Here is a 20,760-nt window from a genome sequence, read left to right on the forward strand (position 1 = left end):
TGAAAAAAATCCTACTCCCGCTATTATTATGTATAGTTATTTCGGCTCGGGCTCAAAATCCGGCTTCCATGCCGCCGGTACCAGCGATTCAAACCGCCATCAAGGCCAGCCTGAAAGCAAAAATTACGGGGGTGGTAATGGATGCATCTCAGAACAAACCCGTTGAGTTTGCCACGGTTGCCTTACTGAATCCTAAAACCGAAAAAATCGTCGGTGGAACCACCACCAGCGAGTCTGGTAAATTTACCATCAGCGGGGTGGATGCCGGCGTCTACCGGATCGTGATCAGTTTTATCGGGTACGAAAATAGAACCATCAATACCGTCCAGGTCGGTTCGGAAGGGGCCGAGGTGGCATTGGGCGTCGTGCAGATGCAAACCGATTCGCGGACGCTGAACGAGGTGGTGGTGACGGCCGAAAAACCGCTGGTCGAAGACAAGGATGACCGGCTGGTCTACAACGCCGACAAGGACATTACCAACAGCGGTGGTACGGCCATCGACGTTTTGAAAAAAGTGCCTTTGCTGACGGTTGATCCCGACGGGACGGTTACGTTGAAAGGCAGCAGCAGCATTAAAGTGCTGATCAACAACAAACCGTCGAGTATCATGGCCCGCAGCATCAGCGAAGCGCTCCAGATGATTCCGGCGGAACTGATCAAATCGGTGGAAGTCGTGACGGCTCCTTCGGCCAAATACGACGCGGAAGGAACCGCCGGTGTGATCAACATCATCACCAAAAACCAGTTGCAGGGCCTGACGGGCGGGGTAAATGCCTCGGTTGGGAGCCGTCGGAACAACCTCGGCGGAAACTTCAATTTCAAGCAAAACAAGCTGAGTATCACCTCGTACGGGGGCGGTAATGTCAATAATTATTTCGGGGGATCCGAAACCATGCGGCAGAATCTGCTGGACGGTCAGGTCATCAGCACGATTGAACAGATCAATGCCTACAAAAACAAAGGGCGCTCGGGGTTTGGCTCTGTGAGCGTCGATTACGACCTCGATTCGCTGAACCGCATTGGCGTCGATGCCAGCTTCGGCGGGGAAGGGCGGAACACGAATTCCACGCGCGATACGCGGGTGACGTCCGACGATCCGCAGAATTTCCGGCGGTATAATTACAGCCAAAACCGCAACCGCAACATGGACGTCAACTTCAATTACACGAAAACGTTCAAGCGGAGTACGGAGCAGGAATACACGTTTTTGGCGCAGTATAACCGCAACAACAACCACAGCAACTATTCGCTGAACCAGTTTCCGCTGCCCGAAAGCGAGGTGATCGACTACCGGGAGCGCAACAACAACGACAACCAGCAAAAGGAATTCACGATCCAGACCGACTACACCCATCCGTTTTCCACCGTCAAACGCCGGATTCTGGAAGTTGGAACCAAGGCCATTCTGCGTGATGTGGGCAGTGATTACCGCCTGGAAAATGCGCCCGACGGCTCGTTGAACTACCGGGAAGACCCCACCCGCGCCAATACGTTCGACTATCAGCAGTGGGTCTGGTCGTCGTATGCGTCGTTTCGGATGCGGACCAGCAAAATGTGGGGTTTTAGCCTGGGCGGGCGGATGGAAATGACGAACATCAACGCCAATTTTATCTCGACCAGCACGAAGTTTACCGATCGCTACCAGAATTTTCTGCCGAACGTAACCGTTTCGAAGCGGTTTGGCGAAGAACGACGGCTAAAACTGAATTACAGCCAGCGGATTCAGCGGCCGTCCATTTTCTACCTGAACCCATACGTCAACTACTCCGATCCGAAAAACATCCAGACCGGCAACCCGTATCTGGACCCGGAACTGGCGCATTCGGTCGAGTTGTCGTACAGCACGTTTACCAAAGGCGGAACAACCGTGAACGCGATGCTTTTCGGGCGGCAAACCAACAACGCCATCGAGCGGATCACGACGGTCGACACGAGCGGTATTTCGAGCAGCACCTACCGGAACATCGCCCAGAATTCGACCTACGGCATGAATCTGTTCGGGTCGGCGCGTCCGGTGAAACAGTGGAACATCAGCGGGTCGTTCGGGCTGAACTACAACATTCTGAACAGCAACGCCTTGAATATTACCAACGAAAACTGGAGTTACCGGATTAACCTGAACACCTCGCTCCAGTTGCCCAACGACATCAGCCTTCAGGCCAACGGTTCTTACAATTCGCGCCGGATTCTGTTGCAGGGGCAATCGTCCGGTTTTTACTACTACGGTTTTTCGGGCCGGAAGGAATTCAAGAAACAGAAAGTGACGATCACCGCCAGTGCCGAAAACCCCTTTCGACGCTACAACACCATTGTGACCTTGCTGCGCACGCCCACTTTCATCTCGGATGGCTCCAACTACAACGTCATCCGGAACATCCGTTTGTCAGTCAACTGGCGGTTCGGAAAAATGAATGCCGGCCAAAACCGCGAGAAGAAGAAAATTTCGAACGACGACGGGAAACAGGGGTAACAGGATAACTATACTGGGATAAAGGCTTGGTTTTGGCTGAAAATGCCTACCTTACTCTGCGAATCACGAAATTTGTTTGCTAATGAGAAGATTGCCTGCCCTTCAGGATCCTAGTTCCGTAGCCCCACCTTCCTCCGCTATCGACCGTTTTTTACTGCGCTTTATCCGGGACAGCCGCGATCTGCCGTTTGTCTATCTGACGCTAAAAATCACGTTTACGCTGGTTCCGCTGGGTATTTTGTTGTTCATCCCGGGCATCACCGGCTGGGTTTGGGGCGTATTGGCATTTGCCTGTTTTGCGTCGTATGCGATCTATAAAGGGCCATTTGGACTCATGGTGCATTGCGCGGCCCACCGGCCGCTGTTCAAACGGGAATACAGTGCGCTGAACTATTACATGCCGACGTTTCTGGCGCTTTTCTTCGGAATGTCGCCCGACACCTACCAGAGTCACCACATCGGTATGCACCATCCCGAGAATAACATGCCGGAAGATCTGAGCAGTACGATGACCTATAAGCGCGACAGCGTGAGGGGGTTTCTGATGTATCTGGCTAACTTTTTCTTTCTGGGCGTAATCACACTGATCGGTTATCTGAAGCGAAAAAACCGCCAGAAAATGGCGGTGAAAGCCATGAGCGGTGAAATCCTTTTTCTGACGATGTGCGCGATTCTTCTGTGGGTAAATGCCCCTGCCACGATTGTGGTGTTTCTGCTTCCATTTGTCATGACGCGCGTTTTTGGCATGATCGGCAACTGGACGCAACACGCTTTCATCGACCGGAACGATCCGGCGAATGCCTACAAAAACAGCATTACCTGCATCAACGTCAAGTATAACCGCATGTGCTGGAACGACGGGTACCACATCAGCCACCACTGCCGCCCGGCCATGCACTGGAGCGAGCATCCCAAATTCTTCCTGAAAACCCTCGACCAGTATGCGGCCCACAAAGCCATTATTTTCGAAGGGCTCGACTATGGACAGGTTTTTGGCTTACTCCTGAGCAAACAGTATAATCGACTGGCCAAACACGTCGTCAACGTCAACGGGGCATTTCAGAACGAACAGGAAATCATTGAGTTGATGAAATACCGGGTGCGGCCCATTTTGGAATGGAACCCGGAGAAGGCGTCGGCGGTTGCGGGGTGACTGGTAATCGGATAGGGGGCAATAAGTCAGGCTTCGGTACCGTGCTTAGAATATCGTAATTTTCAGATTGGTGTATTTTTTTATGCGCTTGAAATCTGACTGGTTATAGGTATAAAGCTCCGCGCAGTAAGTTTCAGCAATAGCCGTATGAATACAGTCATTTATGTTTTGAAATCCAACTTTCTTTGCCAGTTCGATAGCTCTCCGGTATTGAGCTACAGAGTAATTAACAAGTGGAGGAGCTAGCAGGCTGTCAACCAGGCTTTCAATATCCCGTGTAGGTACCTTTAATTTGGCGAGAACAAAGGCTGATTCTTGCAGGCAAAGCAAAGAGCAAAAGAACAATCCCTCTTTTGATGCATTCTGGTAGAGTTGAATGGCTTGCTGATTTTTAGCCGAGTCTTGTTCAACCAGATAATTAATGAGGACGTCTGTGTCAAAATAAATCATCGAACCCTACATATTAACTTCGTTGGCCAGAGCAGACAGGTCCATGTTCGGGTCTACTTTTACCTTCTTTAGCTTCTTGCGCAGCTTTTCCATCTTGTAAAAGGCATCCATCTGGCTTGCAGGGTTAGCGTCGTTGCTATCTTCTACCGTAATATTCACCTCTTTGCCGGCAAATTGAGTCTTGATAGCTTCTAGAAAACCGCTATTCAATGAATCCACTGGTAGTTTATACGTCAGTTGCATAAAGGTCGCTTTTGAATGCCAATATAACGCTTTTTTAGGTTGACCTGTTCCCGAGTGTCGGTAAAGCCAGTACCGTATTTGTGTATACGTACAAAATGCAAGGTGTAAAAAAACGCCAACCATCAACTGGCTGGCATTTTTCATTAGCGGCTCCTCTGAACCGAAACCGCTGTGGTTCGGGAATTGGCCCGCAGCAACACCAGCGCAATGACAAAGAATACCGATTCGGTCACCAGCCATTGCCGGCCAAAATCGCCCAGGGCTCCTTCGGCAAAAACCGTAATGGTGCGTGAGATCGCGTAAAAGCCCCATAGCAGACACAGAAAAGCCAGACCCTTGTTGACATCATTGAGCATGAGGTAAATGAGGCTGATAAACAGAGTCAGACCAACTCCGCCATAAACGCCCCGAATGGAGCTAAAAGCATCTGTGTTGGTGAGTTGAACGTGAACCAGATCCATAACGGACTGGGGGTTGGCAAAAGCCATGATACTGACCGAGAGGAGGGCCAAAGCCGAGAGCAGGATGAATCCCTGAGCGGCCCGTTTTACAATCGTTTGCGTTTGCATGTTCGTCGTAGTTGTTGGTTTACGAGGCAAAGTTGCAGACGTTTTTCGTCGCGAATCTTGGTCTTGACCAGGATTTTAGCAGGAAATCAACCTACGGAACCATGCGTTCATACACCTCGTCGAATCCGGCGTTTTTGCTCAGTTTGTAATGCTCCGCGTGGTAGCGGTCGAGTTTGTCCAGAATCTGAATCAGCAGGGCTTTTTCGCTCTCGGTCAACGAACTGTAGGCAACGTCGGCCACCCGGTTCATCACCGGAAAACAGTCTTGCAGAATGGTTAGACCCGCTTCGGTGATGCGCAGGCGTTTGGAGCGCCGGTCGTTTTCATCCGGAAATTCTTCAATGTACCCCATGCCCACCAGCCGGTTCACCACGTCGATCCCGGAGGCAAACTCCACCATCATTTCATAAATCAACTCGCTTTTCTTGGGCGTTCCCATTTGCGCCAGCACAATCAGGTAAACCGGCTCGTCAATGCTTTTGAAGTTGAGCGGGAACATGGCCTTTTTGGAATAAAAATAACCATATTTCGACAACCGCCCGATCAATGCCGCCAGCCGCGCCGACGGCCGGATCTCGGTCAGCGAACGGTTTGCGGTTCCCGTCAGGCTCTCCACCCATTTTTCATCGTATAACCCATCGGCCGAAGCCACCGGGCGGTGCTCGTTGAGGGTCGCGGGCTGAGCGGTTTCGGTTAAATAATGCAGGCAAAAGCCGGCCACATCCGCATCGGGCGTAGCCTCACTATACCTGGCCCAGGCATTCACTAAGTCAACAAGCTGCTGTTCTCCCCGGTCCATATTATTATGATTTCATACAAAATAACGGATAAGCACTCCTATTTAACTACGGAAATAAAATATTTTTTGCAATGCAGTAAACAATAATTATGTTTTCGTAGTAATATTGCAAATGTATACATTGTATAATTACGAAAGCGTAGTTTTGGTTCCCAAACTAAAGTGTCACGACTGAGTGCGTATACCCCTTCAAAACTGATGATAGCAGAATTAAAAGGCGTTGGCAAGGAATACCAAACCGGCGATCAAACCATTGTGGCCCTGCAACCCACCACCCTGCAATTGAACGAGGGTGAACTGTTGCTCATCATCGGACCGTCGGGTTCGGGCAAAACCACCTTGCTCTCGCTGTTGGGCTGCGTGATTTATCCCAGCTACGGCGATTTGTGGGTCGATGGGCAATATGTCAATAAATTGAATCAAAGGGAATTGGCCCGTCTTCGGCTGAATACCATCGGATTTGTTTTCCAGAATTTTAACCTGCTGGCTCCGCTCACCGCCGAAGAGAATGTGATCATGCCGTTGAAACTCCAGGGCGTGAACAGCTCCGAAGCCCGCGACCGCACCGAGCAGGCCCTTAAAACCGTGGGCATGACCGATCGGCGCCGGAACCTCCCGAAACAACTGTCGGGCGGGCAGCAGCAGCGAATCGCCATCGCCCGCGCCCTCGTCACCAACCCCCGGCTGGTGCTGTGCGACGAACCAACGGCATCGCTGGACAAAAATTCGGTAGGCATCGTCATGCAGGAACTCCGCGCGCTGGCCAACGAAGGCAAGTCAGTGGCTGTCGTAACCCACGATCCCCGCCTGAAACAATACGCCCATCGGATCGTGGAAGTCGATAACGGGGTAGTAAACGAAGTAAACGAATTTAACGACTAAGGCTATGAAACCGGTTTACTTATTTGGTCTATTGCTTGGACTCGCGTCCTGCGGAGGCAGCAAAGACAAAACTGCGGAGTCGCAGGATTCTGTTCGGACGGTGCAAACGCCGAAGCGCATCGACGAGGTGCTCGGCATTGCGGTGATTGAGCCGGCAAAGCGAATTAGCCAGTTATCCGCCGAAACCGGTGGTCTGGTCAAGAGCATTGCCGTCACTATTGGTGAGGAAGTGAAAAAAGGGCAGGTGATTCTGACCATGGACAACGCCGTCGAGTCGGCACAGTTGCGACAGGCCAGTGTCAAAATCAAAACCCAGCAGGACGCTATCGAAACCGCCCGGCAAAACGTGCAGACGCTGCGCGTACAACTCCAGAAGGCCGAAGCCGATCTCCAACGGAACCAGACGTTGTTTGCCGGAAAAGCCCTGACGCAGAAGGATCTGGACGATTCGAAGTATGAAGTGACGAACCTGCAACAGCAAATCTGGGCGTCGGAAGCCCAGGTTCGGGAGGCTCAGGGGCGCATCAGCGAACTCCGGGCCGACATCCAGTATGCGTCGACAGTGGCCGGGCTGAAAACCGTCAAAGCACCCGAAAATGGAACGTTGCTGAGTCTGGATGCTAAAATCGGCCAGTTTCTGTCCAGCAACCAGTCCATCGGCGATTTTGCCCCGGCGGGTCCGCTGATCGCGCTGACCGAAATTGATGAACTGTTTGCGCTGAAGATAAAAGTGGGCCAGAAGGCTTACATCCGACCCCAGGGCAGCGACGAGCGACTGACCACAGGAACGGTGGTGCTGACATCGCCCTACCTCCGCAAAAAATCGCTTTTTGCCGATAATGCCGCCAACCTCGAAGACCGGCGCGTTCGCGAAGTTCGGGTGCAACTGGACGACCCCGGCAAAGTCATCATTGGGGCTCGGGTCGAGTGTCTCATTTCCATTCAATAAGGTAAAAACCGCCTTTTACCATGCTTAGAATTGCGTTCAAATTCATCCGGTATGATGTGGCCAAGTCGCTCGGCGCACTGGCGGGAATCGTTATTTCGGTGTTTCTGGTGGGGCAGCAGGCCGGTATTTTCATCTTCCTGACCGACGCCATGCGGAGCATTGTCGACAACAACAAGGGCTACATTTGGGTGACGGACGAAACCACGACCAACGCCAACCAGCTCAGCCAGCTCGACGTTCGGAAAGGCTACGAAATTGGTTCGCTGCCGGGCGTGGAACGGGTGTATCCGGTGGTCATCGCCGGAGCCGGGGCCAAATTTGCCAACGGCACCACGAGCGGTTTTTCGCTGATCGGCTCCGAAGCCCCCGCTTTTGTCGGCGGCCCGTGGCGGCTCTACACCGCCAAACCGGCTGACATGATTCCGGAAGGCGCCCTGATTACCGATTTCTACGATGCCAAAGCCCTCGGTGGACTTAAACCGGGCGATTATTTTGAAGTCAACGGAAAAAAGGTGTACAACGCGGGCCTGACGCGGGGCGCTCGCTCGTTTGGCGGGGGATTGCTGGCGTTCACGACCATCGAACGCGCCCGCTATCTGGCCAACGTCCCCACCAATAAAGTGAGTTTTTACCTCGTCAAACCCAAAACCGGTGTTCTGGAAGCAGCGGTTATTCAGCAGATTAACCAGAGCATCACCGGTGTCCGGGCCTGGAATGCCGATGACCTCTCGCAGGTTACCGTCAAAACCGTGTTGGCCACCAACGGGATTGCGGCTTCGTTCGGTAGCCTGATCGGTTTCGCGGTCATTTCCGGACTGGTCATTATCGGACTAACGCTCTATTCGGCCGCCATCGACCGCATCAAGGACTATGGTACGCTCAAAGCGATTGGCGCCACCAACGGTTACGTCAGCCGCCTGATTCTGACCCAGGCGCTGCTGTTTGCCGTCGTGGGCTACGTGGTTGGTCGTGGATTGGCCGAGGCTTTCCGGCTGGGCATTGCGCAATCGGGAACGTTGTTTTTCTTCCCGATCTGGTTTGAATACGCCCTGTTCGTCATCACGCTGGTCATCTCGCTGGGTGGTTCGGTATTCGCCATCCGGCGCATCAACTCGCTGGAACCGGCCACGGTTTTCAGGGGATAATTTTATTGAGTGATTGAGTGATTGAGCGATTGTGTGACGGGGCCGACCACGCGGTAAGCGAATGAGTGGTTATGCCCGGCTATCCGTCTTCATGGGTCAATATTCTTTATTTTCAACAAGATACAATATGAAACCGGCCGTATTTCAACGTTCCTTTTCCTTCTTTAGCTTCATGGCGGTAGCCCGATTCGCGCTTTTGCTCGCCGGCCTGCTTTCACTCCATCACGCATTCGCTCAATCGCTCAATAATAAAATTACGCTCGCTCAGGCGTTGCAGCAGGCGCAGGCGAATCGGCTGGAACTGACGAATCAGCGGTTGCAGACGCAGATTACGGAGAGTGACGAAGCCCGCCGACGCGCCCAATGGCAACCGCAGCTCAATGCCGGAGCCGATTTTCGCTGGAACACGCAGATTCAGCGGAGCGTGATCAAAAATGCGCCGTTTGCCAACGGCCAGGACCTGGTGCTGCGGTTTGGCACGCCTTTCAACAACATTCTGAACGTGCAGGCCGAGCAGAAGGTCTACGACGCCCAAAGCCGCATCGAACGTTCGATCAACCGGTTGAATGCCGAAAACCAGCAGACGACGCTGGAAACCCGGAACGTCGAGGTGCGGCAACAAGTGACCGAAGCCTATTACCAGACGGTATTCAATCGCGAAAAACAGCGGTTGTCGGAACGCGCCCGGCTGCGGGCGCAGGGCTATCTGGAACAGGCGCAGGCCCGTTTTCAGGCCGGGACGCTGCTGGAAAGCGAGTTCGACCGGTTTTCGCTGGACCTCAGCAATGCCGAACTGACCTACCGCAACGACCAGCGCGATTATGCGTTGAGTCTGGAAAATCTCCGCTACCGCATCAACGCCCCGCAACCCGTTGAACCCGCCGATTCGCTCCGGGCCTTGTTTGCGGAATTTCAAACGCTGGAACTAACGGCTGGCAATCGCCCGGAACTACGGACGGAAGAGCTGAACCGGCAGGTGAACGAACTCAACCAGCGCCGGGAACAGGCCCGGCTGGCACCGGTCGTAACGGCCTACGGCGCGTATTTTGCCCAGCAATTTTCCGATGCCTTCAATCCGTTCCAGGGCGGAACCTGGTTTCCCTACAATTATGTCGGTTTGCGGGTCAACGTCCCGGTGTTCGACGGGCGACAAACGCGGCTGAACAAACAGGATTACGTTCGGCGGGCCCAGATCAATCAGAATACGCTTCTGCAACTGAAAAACGACTTTGACTACGAGCTCCGGGCGGCCCGGAATACACTCGATCAGGCCCGCGAGAACCTTGCCGAAACGCAGAAGAACATCGCCCAGGCCCAGAACATTCTGGCCATCGACCGCGTCCGTTTCGACGCCGGGACGCTGCTGCTGGCCGACTTTCGCAACAGCGAATACAGCCTGCAACAGGCCGAAAACAACTACCTGCGGGCGGTTTATGACGTATTGCTTGGGCAGGTTCAGGTGCGGAAAGCGTTGGGGAATTTGTAAAAAGGATATTCTGACTTGCAGAGAGTTTGAGGAAGTTTAGGCGGTTGACGGCCTCTACGAAACAGAAACTACCAAAGGTTTTTAGGATGAGTAGTTTTCCGGAATTTTTTCCAAACCGGGATTTCTTACTTTTGCTTTTTCTCACGTCAACGCCCCATGAAACCACAGCACCAGCAGATTATCCGAATCGGGAATACGAAAGACAAGGACACGCTGTCGAAACCCCAGAAGGAGTTTAACCGCCTGACCCGGAAAATCGAAACGCTGGAAAAAGAGCTGGTGGAATACCGGGAGGCTTCAACCCGCATTCAGCAACGCATTCAGACGGAACTTTTGCCCTTGCAGACCGAATTTCAGGAACAACGGGCCGCGCTGGTTCGGGTTTTTGATCGCGCCCACGATTCCGGCACTTTCAAGGCCAATGAACGGAAAAAACTGGTCGACATCATCCTGAATCTGACGTATGACCTCATCTCCGAACACGACCGGGATGATTTGAAGCCGATTTACGACAAATATGACCCCGACGGTTTCGATGCCACCAATGCCGAAGCCGATGAGCTGACGTCGGAGGCCATGAAGGCGATGTACAGCAGCATGTTCGGCGTTGAGTTTGACGACGATGTGGACGTGAGTTCTCCCGAAAAAATGGCGGAACACCTGCGTCAAAAACTGGAAGAACAGCAAACCGCCTTCGAGGAACAACAACGGCAAACCGAGGAGCGACGTGCTCAGCGGCCCAAAACCAAAAAACAACTGGAGCGGGAAGCCAAAAAACAGACCGAAGAACGCAGCACAACGAAAGCCGTGCGGACGGTTTACATGGATCTGGTGAAGGCCTTTCATCCCGACCGGGAACCGGACGAAGCTGAGAAACTGCGCAAAACCGAGGTGATGAAGCGCATTACGGAAGCCTACGAAAAAAGCGATTTGCTGACCTTGCTCCGGTTACAACTGGAGTTTAACCGCATCGATCAGGACCACCTCGAAACGCTGGCCGAAGAGCAGTTGAAGTATTACAATAAAATTCTGAAACAGCAGACGCAGGAACTGGAAGAGCAGCTCTATGATTTACAATCGCAACTTTCGTCCATCAGCGGGAAATCGCTGCTGTTCGTGTCATCACCGATGAGCCTGGAATACAGCTTTAAAACCGACGTGCAGGAGTTGAAACGCAGCATCAAAAACCTGAAAAATGATCTGAAAGCCTTTCAGGACGCTGGTGTGCTGAAGCAGTGGCTGAAGTCATACCGGGTTCAGAAAGCCGGGGATTTCGACGGTTTTTTCTGACGGTTACCGGTCCAGATACCGTTTCAAATCTGAGATGGAATGAATGCCCAGCTGGTTGGCCTGCGTCCGGCGCATCATCAGGGCATACGTGTTGTTGAAACCCAGCGGAGATAGCCAGGTCAGGGTATACCGGTTTTGAAATTCGCGGCTGACATACTGAAAAACCGCTTTTCGGTCGGATTTGATGGAATCGGCCAGGGCTGGGGGCGGTTGCAGAATCACGAGCAAACCCGTTCCGGTGTATTCCGGATACAGGTCGATGTCGCCCGCCGTCAGCGCGTCGAAACAGATTTTGGTGCCGCCCAGACCGGTTTTCGTAATCACTTCCAGTGTCGTACGGTTTTCGAGCAACTGCCGCAGAATTTCGGCCAGAATGTATTGTTCCGTAAAAATTTTGGTGCCGATCACGATCTTTCCGGCGCGTTTTACCTCCACGGGTGGAATCAGCAAGCCGGTTTGCTGCAAAAATTGCCGGGCCACGGCTTCGGGCGATTCGTGCAGAAAATCCGCGCGGTAGTTCAACTCCGTCATCACCGAATCCGACAGCCGCCCTTCCAGCAAATGCAGTGTTTTGGGGACGTCGGGATATTGCTTTAAGATTGCATTTCGAATCACCAGTGCGGCTTCGTAGGGCGGAAATGCGTTTTTGTTATCCTCCAGAACCCGCAACTGAAACGCCTTGATCCGTCCGTCGGTCGAATATCCACTGATGAGATCGACCTGTCCGCGAAAAACCGCTTCGTACATCAGATTCTGGTCGATGAGTTTGGGTGTCATCTGCAAACCGTAGGCCCGAACCAGGCCCGGATACCCGTCGGCGCGGCCATAAAACTCGTGGGCAAAACCGGCCGTCAGCTTTGCCTGACTCCCCAGCGGTACCCAGTAAAAAGCCGACAGAATGGGAGCGATCAGCAGAAAAACGAGAGCCACCCGGCGAAGCTGTAATCCCTGCAACTGCTGCAGCCGGGCCAGCGAAAAATCGAAGAAAATGGCTAACAAAGCCGCCGGAATAGCGCCCGCCAAAATCATGTTGCTGTTGTTGAGGGCGATCCCACCAAAGACAAACTCGCCCAGGCCCCCGGCGGCCACGTAAGCTGCCAAGGTTGCCACGCCCACGTTGATGACGGTGGCGGTGCGAATTCCGGCAAAGATAACCGGCAGGGCCAGTGGCAGTTCCACCCGGATCAGCATCTGCCCGGTGGTCATGCCCATGCCCAGCGCGGCTTCTTTCAGCATCGGACTCACTTCCCGAATGCCCACGTAGGTGTTGCGGACAATCGGCAATAAAGCGTACAGAAACAAGGCGGTGATGGCCGGCCAGATACCGATTCCCAGCATCGGAATCAGGAAGCCCAGCAGGGCAATGCTCGGAATGGTTTGCAGAATGCCCACGACTGCCAGGACGACGGAAGCCGAACGCGGGCGGTATGTGATGAGGATGCCCAGCGGAAGGCCAACCAGCAACGCCAGGCAGAGCGACAGAAACGTCAGGCCAATGTGCGTCAGGGTTTGTTCGGCCAGTTTGTCCCGTTGTTGAACCAAAAAGTCGAAAAAATCCTGCATGATTGTGCTTAGATAGCCCCTAAATTGGATTGAAATACACGCCGATGCCGAACCAGCGGGTTTTCTGGTTTTCGTAGACGCTGTAGGGCCGGAAACCGGTGTAGCTTTCCAGCAGGAACGTCAGGTTGTTGGCCGTACGGCCCAGCTCCAGCCCCAAACCGGCTTTGACACCGGGGCGGAAGTCGGTTTGCTGCCAGACTTTCAGATCCACACCACCCACAAAGCGGGCAAAGGCCTGCGACGGTTTGCGGTAATAAAAACCGGCCTGAGCGCTCAGCCGCTCGCGTTCTGCCGGTTTGCGCAGGCCAATGCCGACGCCCACGTATTTCCGTAAACCGTTCTTCTCGTGGTTGTATGTCACGTCGATCACTTCGTAATTGACCGGGTTGGGCAGGTAATAATTGATCTGGTTGCGAAACAGATAATCGTCGCCGAGGTGCGACGAAAGGTGATACAACCGCAACCGCCAACTGTGATTCCGGACTTTGATGTTATAGAGAAAACTGAGCCGGTAATCGGTGTTCATCAACTGACGTTTCTGTTTGTTCAGCTTGTCGTCGTGATACACTTCAAACTGCGTAAACGAAGCCACATCGAACGAAAGCTCGCTGCTGCGGTCGGCGGATTTATACCAGCGGATCAGCGGTTTTCGAAGTCCGAACGCAAACGGGACGATGGTGCCGTCGTATTTATCGCCGTCCATCCAGTAGCCGGGTAAAACGCTGACGCTGGTTTGGGCTTCGATGGGGTCCAGCAGAATGGGGTCGAAGAGGTGGCCTTTGGGCAGAAATTCCCGGCGCGGAAACGCCGGCTCGGTGAGTGTCGCGTGGCGAATCACGAGGGTGTCGGGCAGATCCTGCGCCAACGCACCCACCGATCCGGTAAGGAGAAGAAAGGACAGCAAATAAAGTTTCATCGCGCAATAAAAACCTCCGGTTTTTAGGCCGGAGGGTGACAACAGAGAGTTTTTTTAAGCCTCAACGCCCGTTTTCTTCAATTCGGCGTAGTGTTTATAGAAGTACGGAATGGTTTCGATTCCCTTGTAGAAATTGAACAAACCGTAGCTCTCGTTCGGCGAATGCAGCGCGTCGATGTCCAGACCAAAACCCATCAGAATGGATTTGACGCCCAGTTCCTGCTCAAACAGCGCCACGATGGGAATGCTGCCACCGCCCCGGGTCGGAATGGCTTCTTTGCCCCAGGCTTCGCGGAAGGCCCGGCGGGCGGCTTCAAATTCGACCGAGTCGGTGGGCGTTACGTACGGCTGACCGCCGTGGTGGGGCGTTACGGTTACGGTTACCGTCGGCGGAGCGATAGAAATAAAATGCTTCGTAAACAGTTCGGTAATCTCGTCGGGGTCCTGACGCGGTACGAGCCGCATGCTGATTTTGGCCTGCGCCTTGCCCGGCAACACGGTTTTGGCGCCTTCGCCGATATAGCCACCCCAGATGCCGTTCACGTCCAGCGTCGGACGAATCGAAGCCCGTTCGGGCGACGAATAGCCTTCTTCGCCAAAAACCGCCTTGAGGTTCAGATCGCGTTTGTATTCTTCTTCATCGAAGGGGGCTTCGGCCAGGGCTGCCCGTTCTTCTGTGGTTAACTCGTCAACTTTATCGTAAAAGCTGGGGATCGTGATCCGGCCTTTTTCATCGTGCAAGGAGGCAATCATCTGACACAGCACGTTGAGCGGATTGTGAACCGCACCACCGTAAACGCCCGAATGCAGATCGCGGTTGGGTCCAACGACTTCCACTTCGACGTAGGAAAGCCCCCGCAAACCGGCTTCAATAGACGGCACATCGTTGGCAATGATGCTGGTATCTGAAATCAGAATCACGTCGCATTTGAGTTTGTCGCGGTTGGCGGCCACAAAATTACCCAGGTGATCGGAGCCGATTTCTTCTTCGCCTTCAATCATCACTTTGACATTGCAGGGCAACCCATCGGTGGCCAGCATGGCTTCCAGCGCTTTGACGTGCATGTAAAACTGGCCTTTGTCATCGCACGAACCCCGGGCATAAATGCGTTCGTTGCGGATGGTCGGTTCGAAAGGCGGGGTGTTCCAGAGTTCGTACGGATCAGCGGGCTGGACATCGTAGTGGCCGTACACCAGAACCGTCGGCAGCGCATCGTCGATCAGTTTTTCTGCGTAAACGACCGGATGGCCTGGTGTTTCGTGCAGCGCAGCGTTGTCGAGACCGGCGGCAGTCAGCTTATCCCGGACAAATTCAGCCGCCCGGCGCATATCAGGTTTGAATTTGGAATCGGCACTCACGGACGGAATCCGCAGCAATTCGAAGAGTTCGTTCAGAAACCGTTCTTTATGTTCCGCAAAGTAGGTTGATAACATGGTGTTGACGGGTTTTTGTCGGACTGACAAAGGAAATAGTACCAAAAAATGACGCCCCGAAGTTAATCACTTCGGGGCGTCATGCAATCAGGAATAGCTTGAAACTTATTCTTCGTCTTCTTTCTTCCGGAATTTGATCAGCCGTGTCCGGCTTTCTTCGCCGTTCAGCAGCCGGGTGATGTTTTTCTGATGGGTCAGTACCACAAACAGGAAAACCACCACGCCAAAAACGATCAGCAGCGGATGTTCTTTTTGCCCAAACGCCCGCAGCAGCAACAGCACCGGAAAGGCCAGAGCCGCCATCATCGAACCCAGCGAAACGTATTGCGAGGCAATGACCACCACCAGAAAAATACCGATGCAGACAGCGGCCACTTCGGGGTGAATCGCGAGAACCATACCCAGGAGCGAGGCAACGCCTTTGCCACCTTTGAAGTCGGCCCAGATCGGAAAAACGTGCCCGATGACGGCCACAAGACCGAAAACCAGTTTGAACGTCAGGATTTCGTGGGTTCCGATTACGTCGAAATACCACAGCAGAGAGGAAAGGATGGTGGCGGTGTAGCCTTTCAGTACGTCGATCAGCATGACGACCGTACCGGCCCGTTTGCCCAGAACGCGAAAGGTGTTGGTCGCACCGGCGTTTCCACTTCCGTATTTACGAATATCTAATCCAAAAAAACCCTCTCCATACCAAACGGCAGTCGGAATGGAACCCAACAGATAAGCAAGTAAGGTCGTTGCAATGATTAATAACACGTTCATTCAAGAAATCTACCGCTTCGGCGGTGCGATTGACATTGAGTACATACTAAACTTAAACCACCCCAAAGAGGTGTGCAGAGACTTAAAAGTAGGGATTTTCGGCGGGTTGTAACATCTCCTGAATGACAAATCTACGAAAAAAACCGGGTTTGTTACCGTTTAATAACACCAAAACCATGAAATGTATTCCTTTATCACCATTTTTTATGTATTTCCCACAGCCAGACGACTGTGGGAAATAGACTTATTTCTCCATCGGATGTTCTTTCAGCAACTGATCCGGCGCGTAAAAATCCTTTTTGCTTCCAATAGCAGCCCGAACCTGCTTCACTTTTGCCGGCAGGATGGCCGAAGCCTGGTTTCCGAATGAATTTCGGACGTAGGTCAGCACCGCTGCAATTTCATCGTCCTTCAGCAAACCGCCAAAAGGTGTCATCGGAACCTGGCCGGGGTAATTTTTGCCTGCTACTTCGATAGGTCCCAGCAGCCCGTTCAGCACAATTTTGATGAGACGGTCTTCGTTGCCCGACACCCACTTCGTACCGTTCAGCGGAGGAAAACCGGAGGCCGCCAGTCCTTTGCCATCGGGCTGGTGGCAGGTGGTACAATACCCTTCCTTGCCGTAAATCTCTTTGCCTTTGTTAAACAGCGCCAGTTCGGCACCTTTCAGCGTGGATTTTTCAGCTACCTCTTTCACGGCTTTGACGTTGACGTCGTTCAGGTGCGCAACGGCGGTTTCGTAAGCATGAATCATCCAGTCGTCGAGCGGTTTTTTCTTGGCCTCGGCCAGAATAGGCAGTCCTTTTTCCTTTCCGATCCAGGAGGCCGCCACAATCGCATCCAGCCGAACCCGGCTGTTGTCGTCTTTCACAGCCTGCATCAGCAAAGCCGCCTGATCGGGCACCTGATGACCGGTATACCGCACGACCTGAACCGCTGCGGCCCGGGCGTGGTAATCTTTCGCCTTCAGCACCTGGCGCAGCAGCGGCTGATCGACCTTGTTCATCCCCCAACTCACCCACAAACCTTCCAGCAGGTGGTGTTCGTAGCGTGGATCGTTTTTGTCCAGTTTTGCCACCCAGGTTTTCAGTTTTGCCAATACCTGATTCACATCGCGGCCGCGCAGCTCGCGTCGGGTGCGGTAGCGGGTGCGGTATTCGGGCAGTTTCAGGTTATCCAGCAATTCTTCGATCGTGGCCCCGTCTACTTTCGCCGGTTTCACCAGCGGACGTGCGGGATACGTAATCCGGTAGACCCGACCGTGCGAGTGGTCGCGTAGCGGATCGCGGGCGTTGTGCTGCATGTGGCCGATCAGAATGTTGTGCCAGTCGATCAGGTACAGCGAACCGTCGGGCGCAAACTCCATGTCGACGGGCCGGAAGTTGCGGTCTTCGCTCACCACCAGATCCATCCGGTGCTGGCTTTTATACCCGGTTCCGTCGTCGACCAGCGTGTGTTCTTTCATGCCCAGAAAACCGATGGTGTTGTTGATCAGAAAATCGCCCTGCAATTCGTCGGGAAAATGGCGGCTGGAAACAAACTCCAGACCTGACGTTGGACGAACCCGGTGCGCTTCTTCGATCAACTGTACGGATTTATGCGTGGCCTGACCGTAGCGTGGCAACACTGTTCCCGGCATCATCCAGCGAACATCGGGGCTGGACGTTTCGGCAAAAAACGGCTGTCCCCAGTCGTCAAACGCAATGCCCCAGGGATTTGGGATGGAAAGTTGCGCGGTGCGCTCCAGCTTGTGGCGCTGGGGTGTGTACCGGTAAAAACCGCCGTTGGTGGCCCGAACCGGGCCGTATGACGTTTCGACGTTGGTATGCAAAAACACGCCTTCGCCCGAATAAATGGCCCCGGAAGGGTCTACGCAAAAGGCGTGGCTGTTGTGGTGGGTGTCGTGGTCGTCGAAGCCACTCAGCAGAATTTCACTTTTGTCCGCCTTGTCATCCCCATTGGTATCCGTAAAGAGCTTCAGGTTGGTTCCCTGCGAAACATAGACGCCTTCTTTCGCGATTTCGAAGCCCAGCGGCAGGTGCAAGCCATCGGCAAAAACCGTCTCTTTGTCGGCCTTGCCATCGCCGTTGGTATCTTCGAAAATCAGAATCTTGTCATTGGGTTTGGAATCGCCCGGTTTGTAGTGCGGATAGCTCGGCATCACCGCCACCCAAAGCCGCCCCTTGGCGTCGAATGACATCTGCATCGGTTTGGCCAGATTCGGAAATTCTTCCTCAGAGGCAAATAACTCAATCTTGTAACCCGTTGGCACTTTGAGTTTTGCCAGAGCCTCCTTGCCGTAGAGATAGGTTAAACTGCCGTTTTTCTCCGGGTTGTAGTTGGTTTTTACGGGTGGGAGCGGGGAGGTATTTTTATCGGCCACCGCCAAATCCAGTTTCTCGCCTTTGGAAGCCGCCAGCCAGATGGCCGTGTCCCGAATGGCGGTTAGCTCGCGGATTTTCTGGATTTCGGCGGGGTAGTTTTCCGGACCAAACGGATTGTAGCGACGTCCATAGACGTGCACGCCATTCGGAATTTTGAAATCGTTGTGCCACATCCAGTTTTTTTCCATCACGGCCTCGTGAATCAGCTTCCGGTTGGCTTGTGCCTTGGCAGCCGCCTTTCCAAAGATCTGATCGACCAGCAACACACCCAGTTTTTTGTAGCCTTCTTCGTTCAACTGTGAACCGTCGATGGTCAGCGGTTCGGCGCTGTCGGCATACCATTGCCGGGAAGGGGTAAAGGCATCGACAAAGAGTACGTTGTTCTGCTCCGCCACTTCCTTCATGGCTTTGGTATACAGCATCAGGTTTTCATTTTCCTTTTTGCCGTTTGGCAGGTCCATTTTGGCGGATAAATCCTCAAAAGCGATGGGCGAAACGATGGCGAGTTGCGGAGCGGTCGTGCCGTTGTATTTCTGGCTCAGCGTCCATTTGATAAACGCGTCCAGTTCGGCTTTGTAGTTATCCAGTTTGGCCGGCCCCTGGAACGATTCGTTATACCCGAAAAAAGCGACGATGATGTCGGTTTTCAGGCGGGTGAGCCACTGGTCAGGCGTTTCGAAATGGCCTTCACTTTGGGAGGGGTTGGCGTATTCGGTCTGAAACTTTTCGGCACCGGGAAACGCCCAGGGTAAATTCCGGCTGGCGTGGGGCCGGAAACCGGGGGTGTCGCCCCCGTCGCACATGTTCCGGATGAAGAACTCGCTATCGGGGTAGCGAACCTGCATTTCGGTCTCAAAATTGTCGTAATTCATCATCCTTGACCCCAGATTGTTGCCAAGCAGCATGATGCGCGACCCTTTTTTGAGCGGAATCGGTTCGGCTCCCGAAAAGAAACCCCGGTTTGATTGAAAAGCACTGAACGCGATGAGCCCCAATCCAACGGCAATCAGCAGTCCGATGAGGCTATTTTTCCTGGGTTTAGACATTTCTATAACTTCTAATGGGTTATACGGATTCGAAACGGCGGGATTTTGGGCAACTACTTCACGATACCCCGGTAAGGCACATTGATGGCGATGTTACCCTTCCATTTTTTGGGAATTGGTTTGCCCACCAGCCAGTGTATGGCATTGATGGTCAGTCGCTGAACGCTTTCCTGTTGAAAATCTTCGGGGTGTCCGAGGGTGGTGAAGAAAACTTTCGCATTGGCTTTGTTTTTCCACGTCCAGGCAACCGGGTTATCAATGGCCGGTTTGTCCGGGTTGACCGATTTGCCCATCAGCAGGAGCGTCGCATCCTTCGGGGGATAGTCCGGCCGCACCCGGTAGAGCCATGAAGCCGCGTGAAAAGAGGGGGCCACGCCCGTCAGAATGGGGTTCTTTGCCGCTTCCGGAATGATCGTTACGTCCGTCGTGCTTTCGTGTCCGTAGTGGGTATGCCCTGCCTTTCCCCAACCGGGCGGTGAGCCAAACGCCCGTTCGCCGAAAGCATTCCATTCCTCCGAAGGATCGCCTTTCGGGAAATTAAAGGCGTGCGTGGACGTCCGGAAACCCATGACCGGTTTTCCCGACTTGAGGTATTCGTCAATATACTGGAGTTGATCGGGGGGCAACTGCCGCCACCGCAGAAAAAATACCGCCAGATCGGCTTCCCGCAGGGCTTCCAGACCGGGGATGTTTTTTTCGGCATTCTGGTTCGGAGCCGATTTGATGACTTTGGTCCGGAAGCCATAATTTTTTTCCAATTCGGCTGCAATCAGCGGGAGGGTTTGTTCACCGCTGTATTCATGGTCGCCCGCAACAAAAACGATATACGGTTTTTCGGCTTTTGCCGGTGATTTCAGTCGGTTGGCGAGGGCTTCGTTTTCGGCCAGGCTCAGCAAGCCGGCGAGTCCCAGCAGGCCGGAGGTCTGTTGTAAAAAAGCTCTGCGTTTGGTTTTCATGAAGGGTCGGTTTAGGATCCAGGTTCTAATCTGCCAAATTAAGGAAATTTGGACGCGGATTTACTCGTGGGGGAGATTTTGTGAACCAGGAAACCGTATTTTGGGAACGTGATGGCAGGAAGCCGACGGTATTTCGACAATAGGCTTATGTACAAAGCGGGAATTCGTTGCGGGTTTTGCCTGGAGGAGAAAAACCGTTCGCTATCTTTTTCAGGAACAGGATGGTTTGTGCGGTAAATCGTATGATATTGGCTTGATT

17 protein-coding genes are annotated in these 20,760 nt (G+C 53.3%); 7 read left to right on the plus strand and 10 right to left on the minus strand.

What is annotated here, in order from left to right; all coding sequences use genetic code 11:
• The first annotated feature begins 68 nt into the window (after nt 1–68).
• The gene (locus FH871_RS17990; protein WP_171062877.1) at nt 69–2,471 is read left to right on the plus strand and encodes an outer membrane beta-barrel family protein; all 2,403 of its coding nucleotides are present in this window, start codon (nt 69–71) and stop codon (nt 2,469–2,471) included.
• An 82-nt stretch (nt 2,472–2,553) separates the two neighbouring features.
• Entirely contained in the window at nt 2,554–3,624 is a 1,071-nt protein-coding gene (locus FH871_RS17995; RefSeq protein ID WP_138992791.1) for a fatty acid desaturase, read from the plus strand.
• A 45-nt stretch (nt 3,625–3,669) separates the two neighbouring features.
• On the opposite strand, the gene FH871_RS18000 is transcribed toward FH871_RS17995, so the two are convergent.
• From FH871_RS18000 to FH871_RS18015, 4 genes are all read right to left on the minus strand, one after another.
• The gene (locus tag FH871_RS18000; protein WP_138992792.1) at nt 3,670–4,074 is read right to left on the minus strand and encodes a type II toxin-antitoxin system VapC family toxin; all 405 of its coding nucleotides are present in this window, start codon (nt 4,072–4,074) and stop codon (nt 3,670–3,672) included.
• Nucleotides 4,075–4,080: 6 nt separating this feature from the next.
• Nucleotides 4,081–4,461 carry a hypothetical protein gene (locus FH871_RS18005; RefSeq protein WP_138992793.1) on the minus strand — a complete coding sequence of 127 codons (381 nt, stop codon included), beginning with the start codon at nt 4,459–4,461 and terminating at the stop codon, nt 4,081–4,083.
• Nucleotides 4,461–4,886 carry a DUF4345 domain-containing protein gene (locus FH871_RS18010; protein WP_138992794.1) on the minus strand — a complete coding sequence of 142 codons (426 nt, stop codon included), beginning with the start codon at nt 4,884–4,886 and terminating at the stop codon, nt 4,461–4,463. Before FH871_RS18010 ends, FH871_RS18005 begins: the two co-directional genes overlap by 1 nt.
• A gap of 91 nt (nt 4,887–4,977) precedes the next feature.
• Nucleotides 4,978–5,685 carry a MarR family winged helix-turn-helix transcriptional regulator gene (locus tag FH871_RS18015; protein ID WP_138992795.1) on the minus strand — a complete coding sequence of 236 codons (708 nt, stop codon included), beginning with the start codon at nt 5,683–5,685 and terminating at the stop codon, nt 4,978–4,980.
• Between the two features lie 198 nt (nt 5,686–5,883).
• Between FH871_RS18015 and FH871_RS18020 the strand changes: the two genes are divergently transcribed.
• The 5 genes from FH871_RS18020 to FH871_RS18040 all read left to right on the plus strand — a co-directional run bounded on the left by FH871_RS18020 (nt 5,884) and on the right by FH871_RS18040 (nt 11,437).
• Nucleotides 5,884–6,567, plus strand: a complete 684-nt coding sequence (locus FH871_RS18020; RefSeq protein WP_171062878.1) for an ABC transporter ATP-binding protein — start codon at nt 5,884–5,886, stop codon at nt 6,565–6,567.
• Between the two features lie 4 nt (nt 6,568–6,571).
• Nucleotides 6,572–7,516 (plus strand): HlyD family secretion protein, encoded by a 945-nt coding sequence (locus FH871_RS18025; protein WP_138992796.1) that lies wholly within the window; start codon nt 6,572–6,574, stop codon nt 7,514–7,516.
• A 20-nt stretch (nt 7,517–7,536) separates the two neighbouring features.
• Complete coding sequence (locus FH871_RS18030; RefSeq protein ID WP_138992797.1) at nt 7,537–8,661, plus strand: ABC transporter permease; 1,125 nt, start codon at nt 7,537–7,539, stop codon at nt 8,659–8,661.
• 172 nt (nt 8,662–8,833) lie between these two features.
• On the plus strand, nt 8,834–10,147 hold the full coding sequence (locus FH871_RS18035; protein WP_138992798.1) for a TolC family protein: 1,314 nt from the start codon (nt 8,834–8,836) through the stop codon (nt 10,145–10,147).
• 156 nt (nt 10,148–10,303) lie between these two features.
• The gene (locus FH871_RS18040; protein ID WP_138992799.1) at nt 10,304–11,437 is read left to right on the plus strand and encodes a hypothetical protein; all 1,134 of its coding nucleotides are present in this window, start codon (nt 10,304–10,306) and stop codon (nt 11,435–11,437) included.
• Nucleotides 11,438–11,440: 3 nt separating this feature from the next.
• Here FH871_RS18040 and FH871_RS18045 read toward each other — a convergent pair whose 3' ends face one another.
• From FH871_RS18045 to FH871_RS18070, 6 genes are all read right to left on the minus strand, one after another.
• Entirely contained in the window at nt 11,441–13,000 is a 1,560-nt protein-coding gene (locus tag FH871_RS18045) for an ABC transporter permease/substrate-binding protein (RefSeq protein ID WP_138992800.1), read from the minus strand.
• A 19-nt stretch (nt 13,001–13,019) separates the two neighbouring features.
• Nucleotides 13,020–13,916 carry a DUF1207 domain-containing protein gene (locus FH871_RS18050; RefSeq protein ID WP_138992801.1) on the minus strand — a complete coding sequence of 299 codons (897 nt, stop codon included), beginning with the start codon at nt 13,914–13,916 and terminating at the stop codon, nt 13,020–13,022.
• 54 nt (nt 13,917–13,970) lie between these two features.
• The gene (locus tag FH871_RS18055; protein ID WP_138992802.1) at nt 13,971–15,350 is read right to left on the minus strand and encodes a dipeptidase; all 1,380 of its coding nucleotides are present in this window, start codon (nt 15,348–15,350) and stop codon (nt 13,971–13,973) included.
• 105 nt (nt 15,351–15,455) lie between these two features.
• Nucleotides 15,456–16,115, minus strand: a complete 660-nt coding sequence (gene plsY / locus FH871_RS18060) for a glycerol-3-phosphate 1-O-acyltransferase PlsY (protein ID WP_138992803.1) — start codon at nt 16,113–16,115, stop codon at nt 15,456–15,458.
• 244 nt (nt 16,116–16,359) lie between these two features.
• Nucleotides 16,360–19,545: a PVC-type heme-binding CxxCH protein gene (locus FH871_RS18065; protein ID WP_138992804.1), complete on the minus strand. Its 3,186-nt coding sequence runs from the start codon at nt 19,543–19,545 to the stop codon at nt 16,360–16,362.
• Between the two features lie 53 nt (nt 19,546–19,598).
• The gene (locus FH871_RS18070; protein ID WP_138992805.1) at nt 19,599–20,501 is read right to left on the minus strand and encodes a ThuA domain-containing protein; all 903 of its coding nucleotides are present in this window, start codon (nt 20,499–20,501) and stop codon (nt 19,599–19,601) included.
• Nucleotides 20,502–20,760 lie beyond the last annotated feature (259 nt).

The organism is Larkinella sp. C7 (assembly GCF_006149005.1).
Lineage (GTDB): Bacteria > Bacteroidota > Bacteroidia > Cytophagales > Spirosomataceae > Larkinella.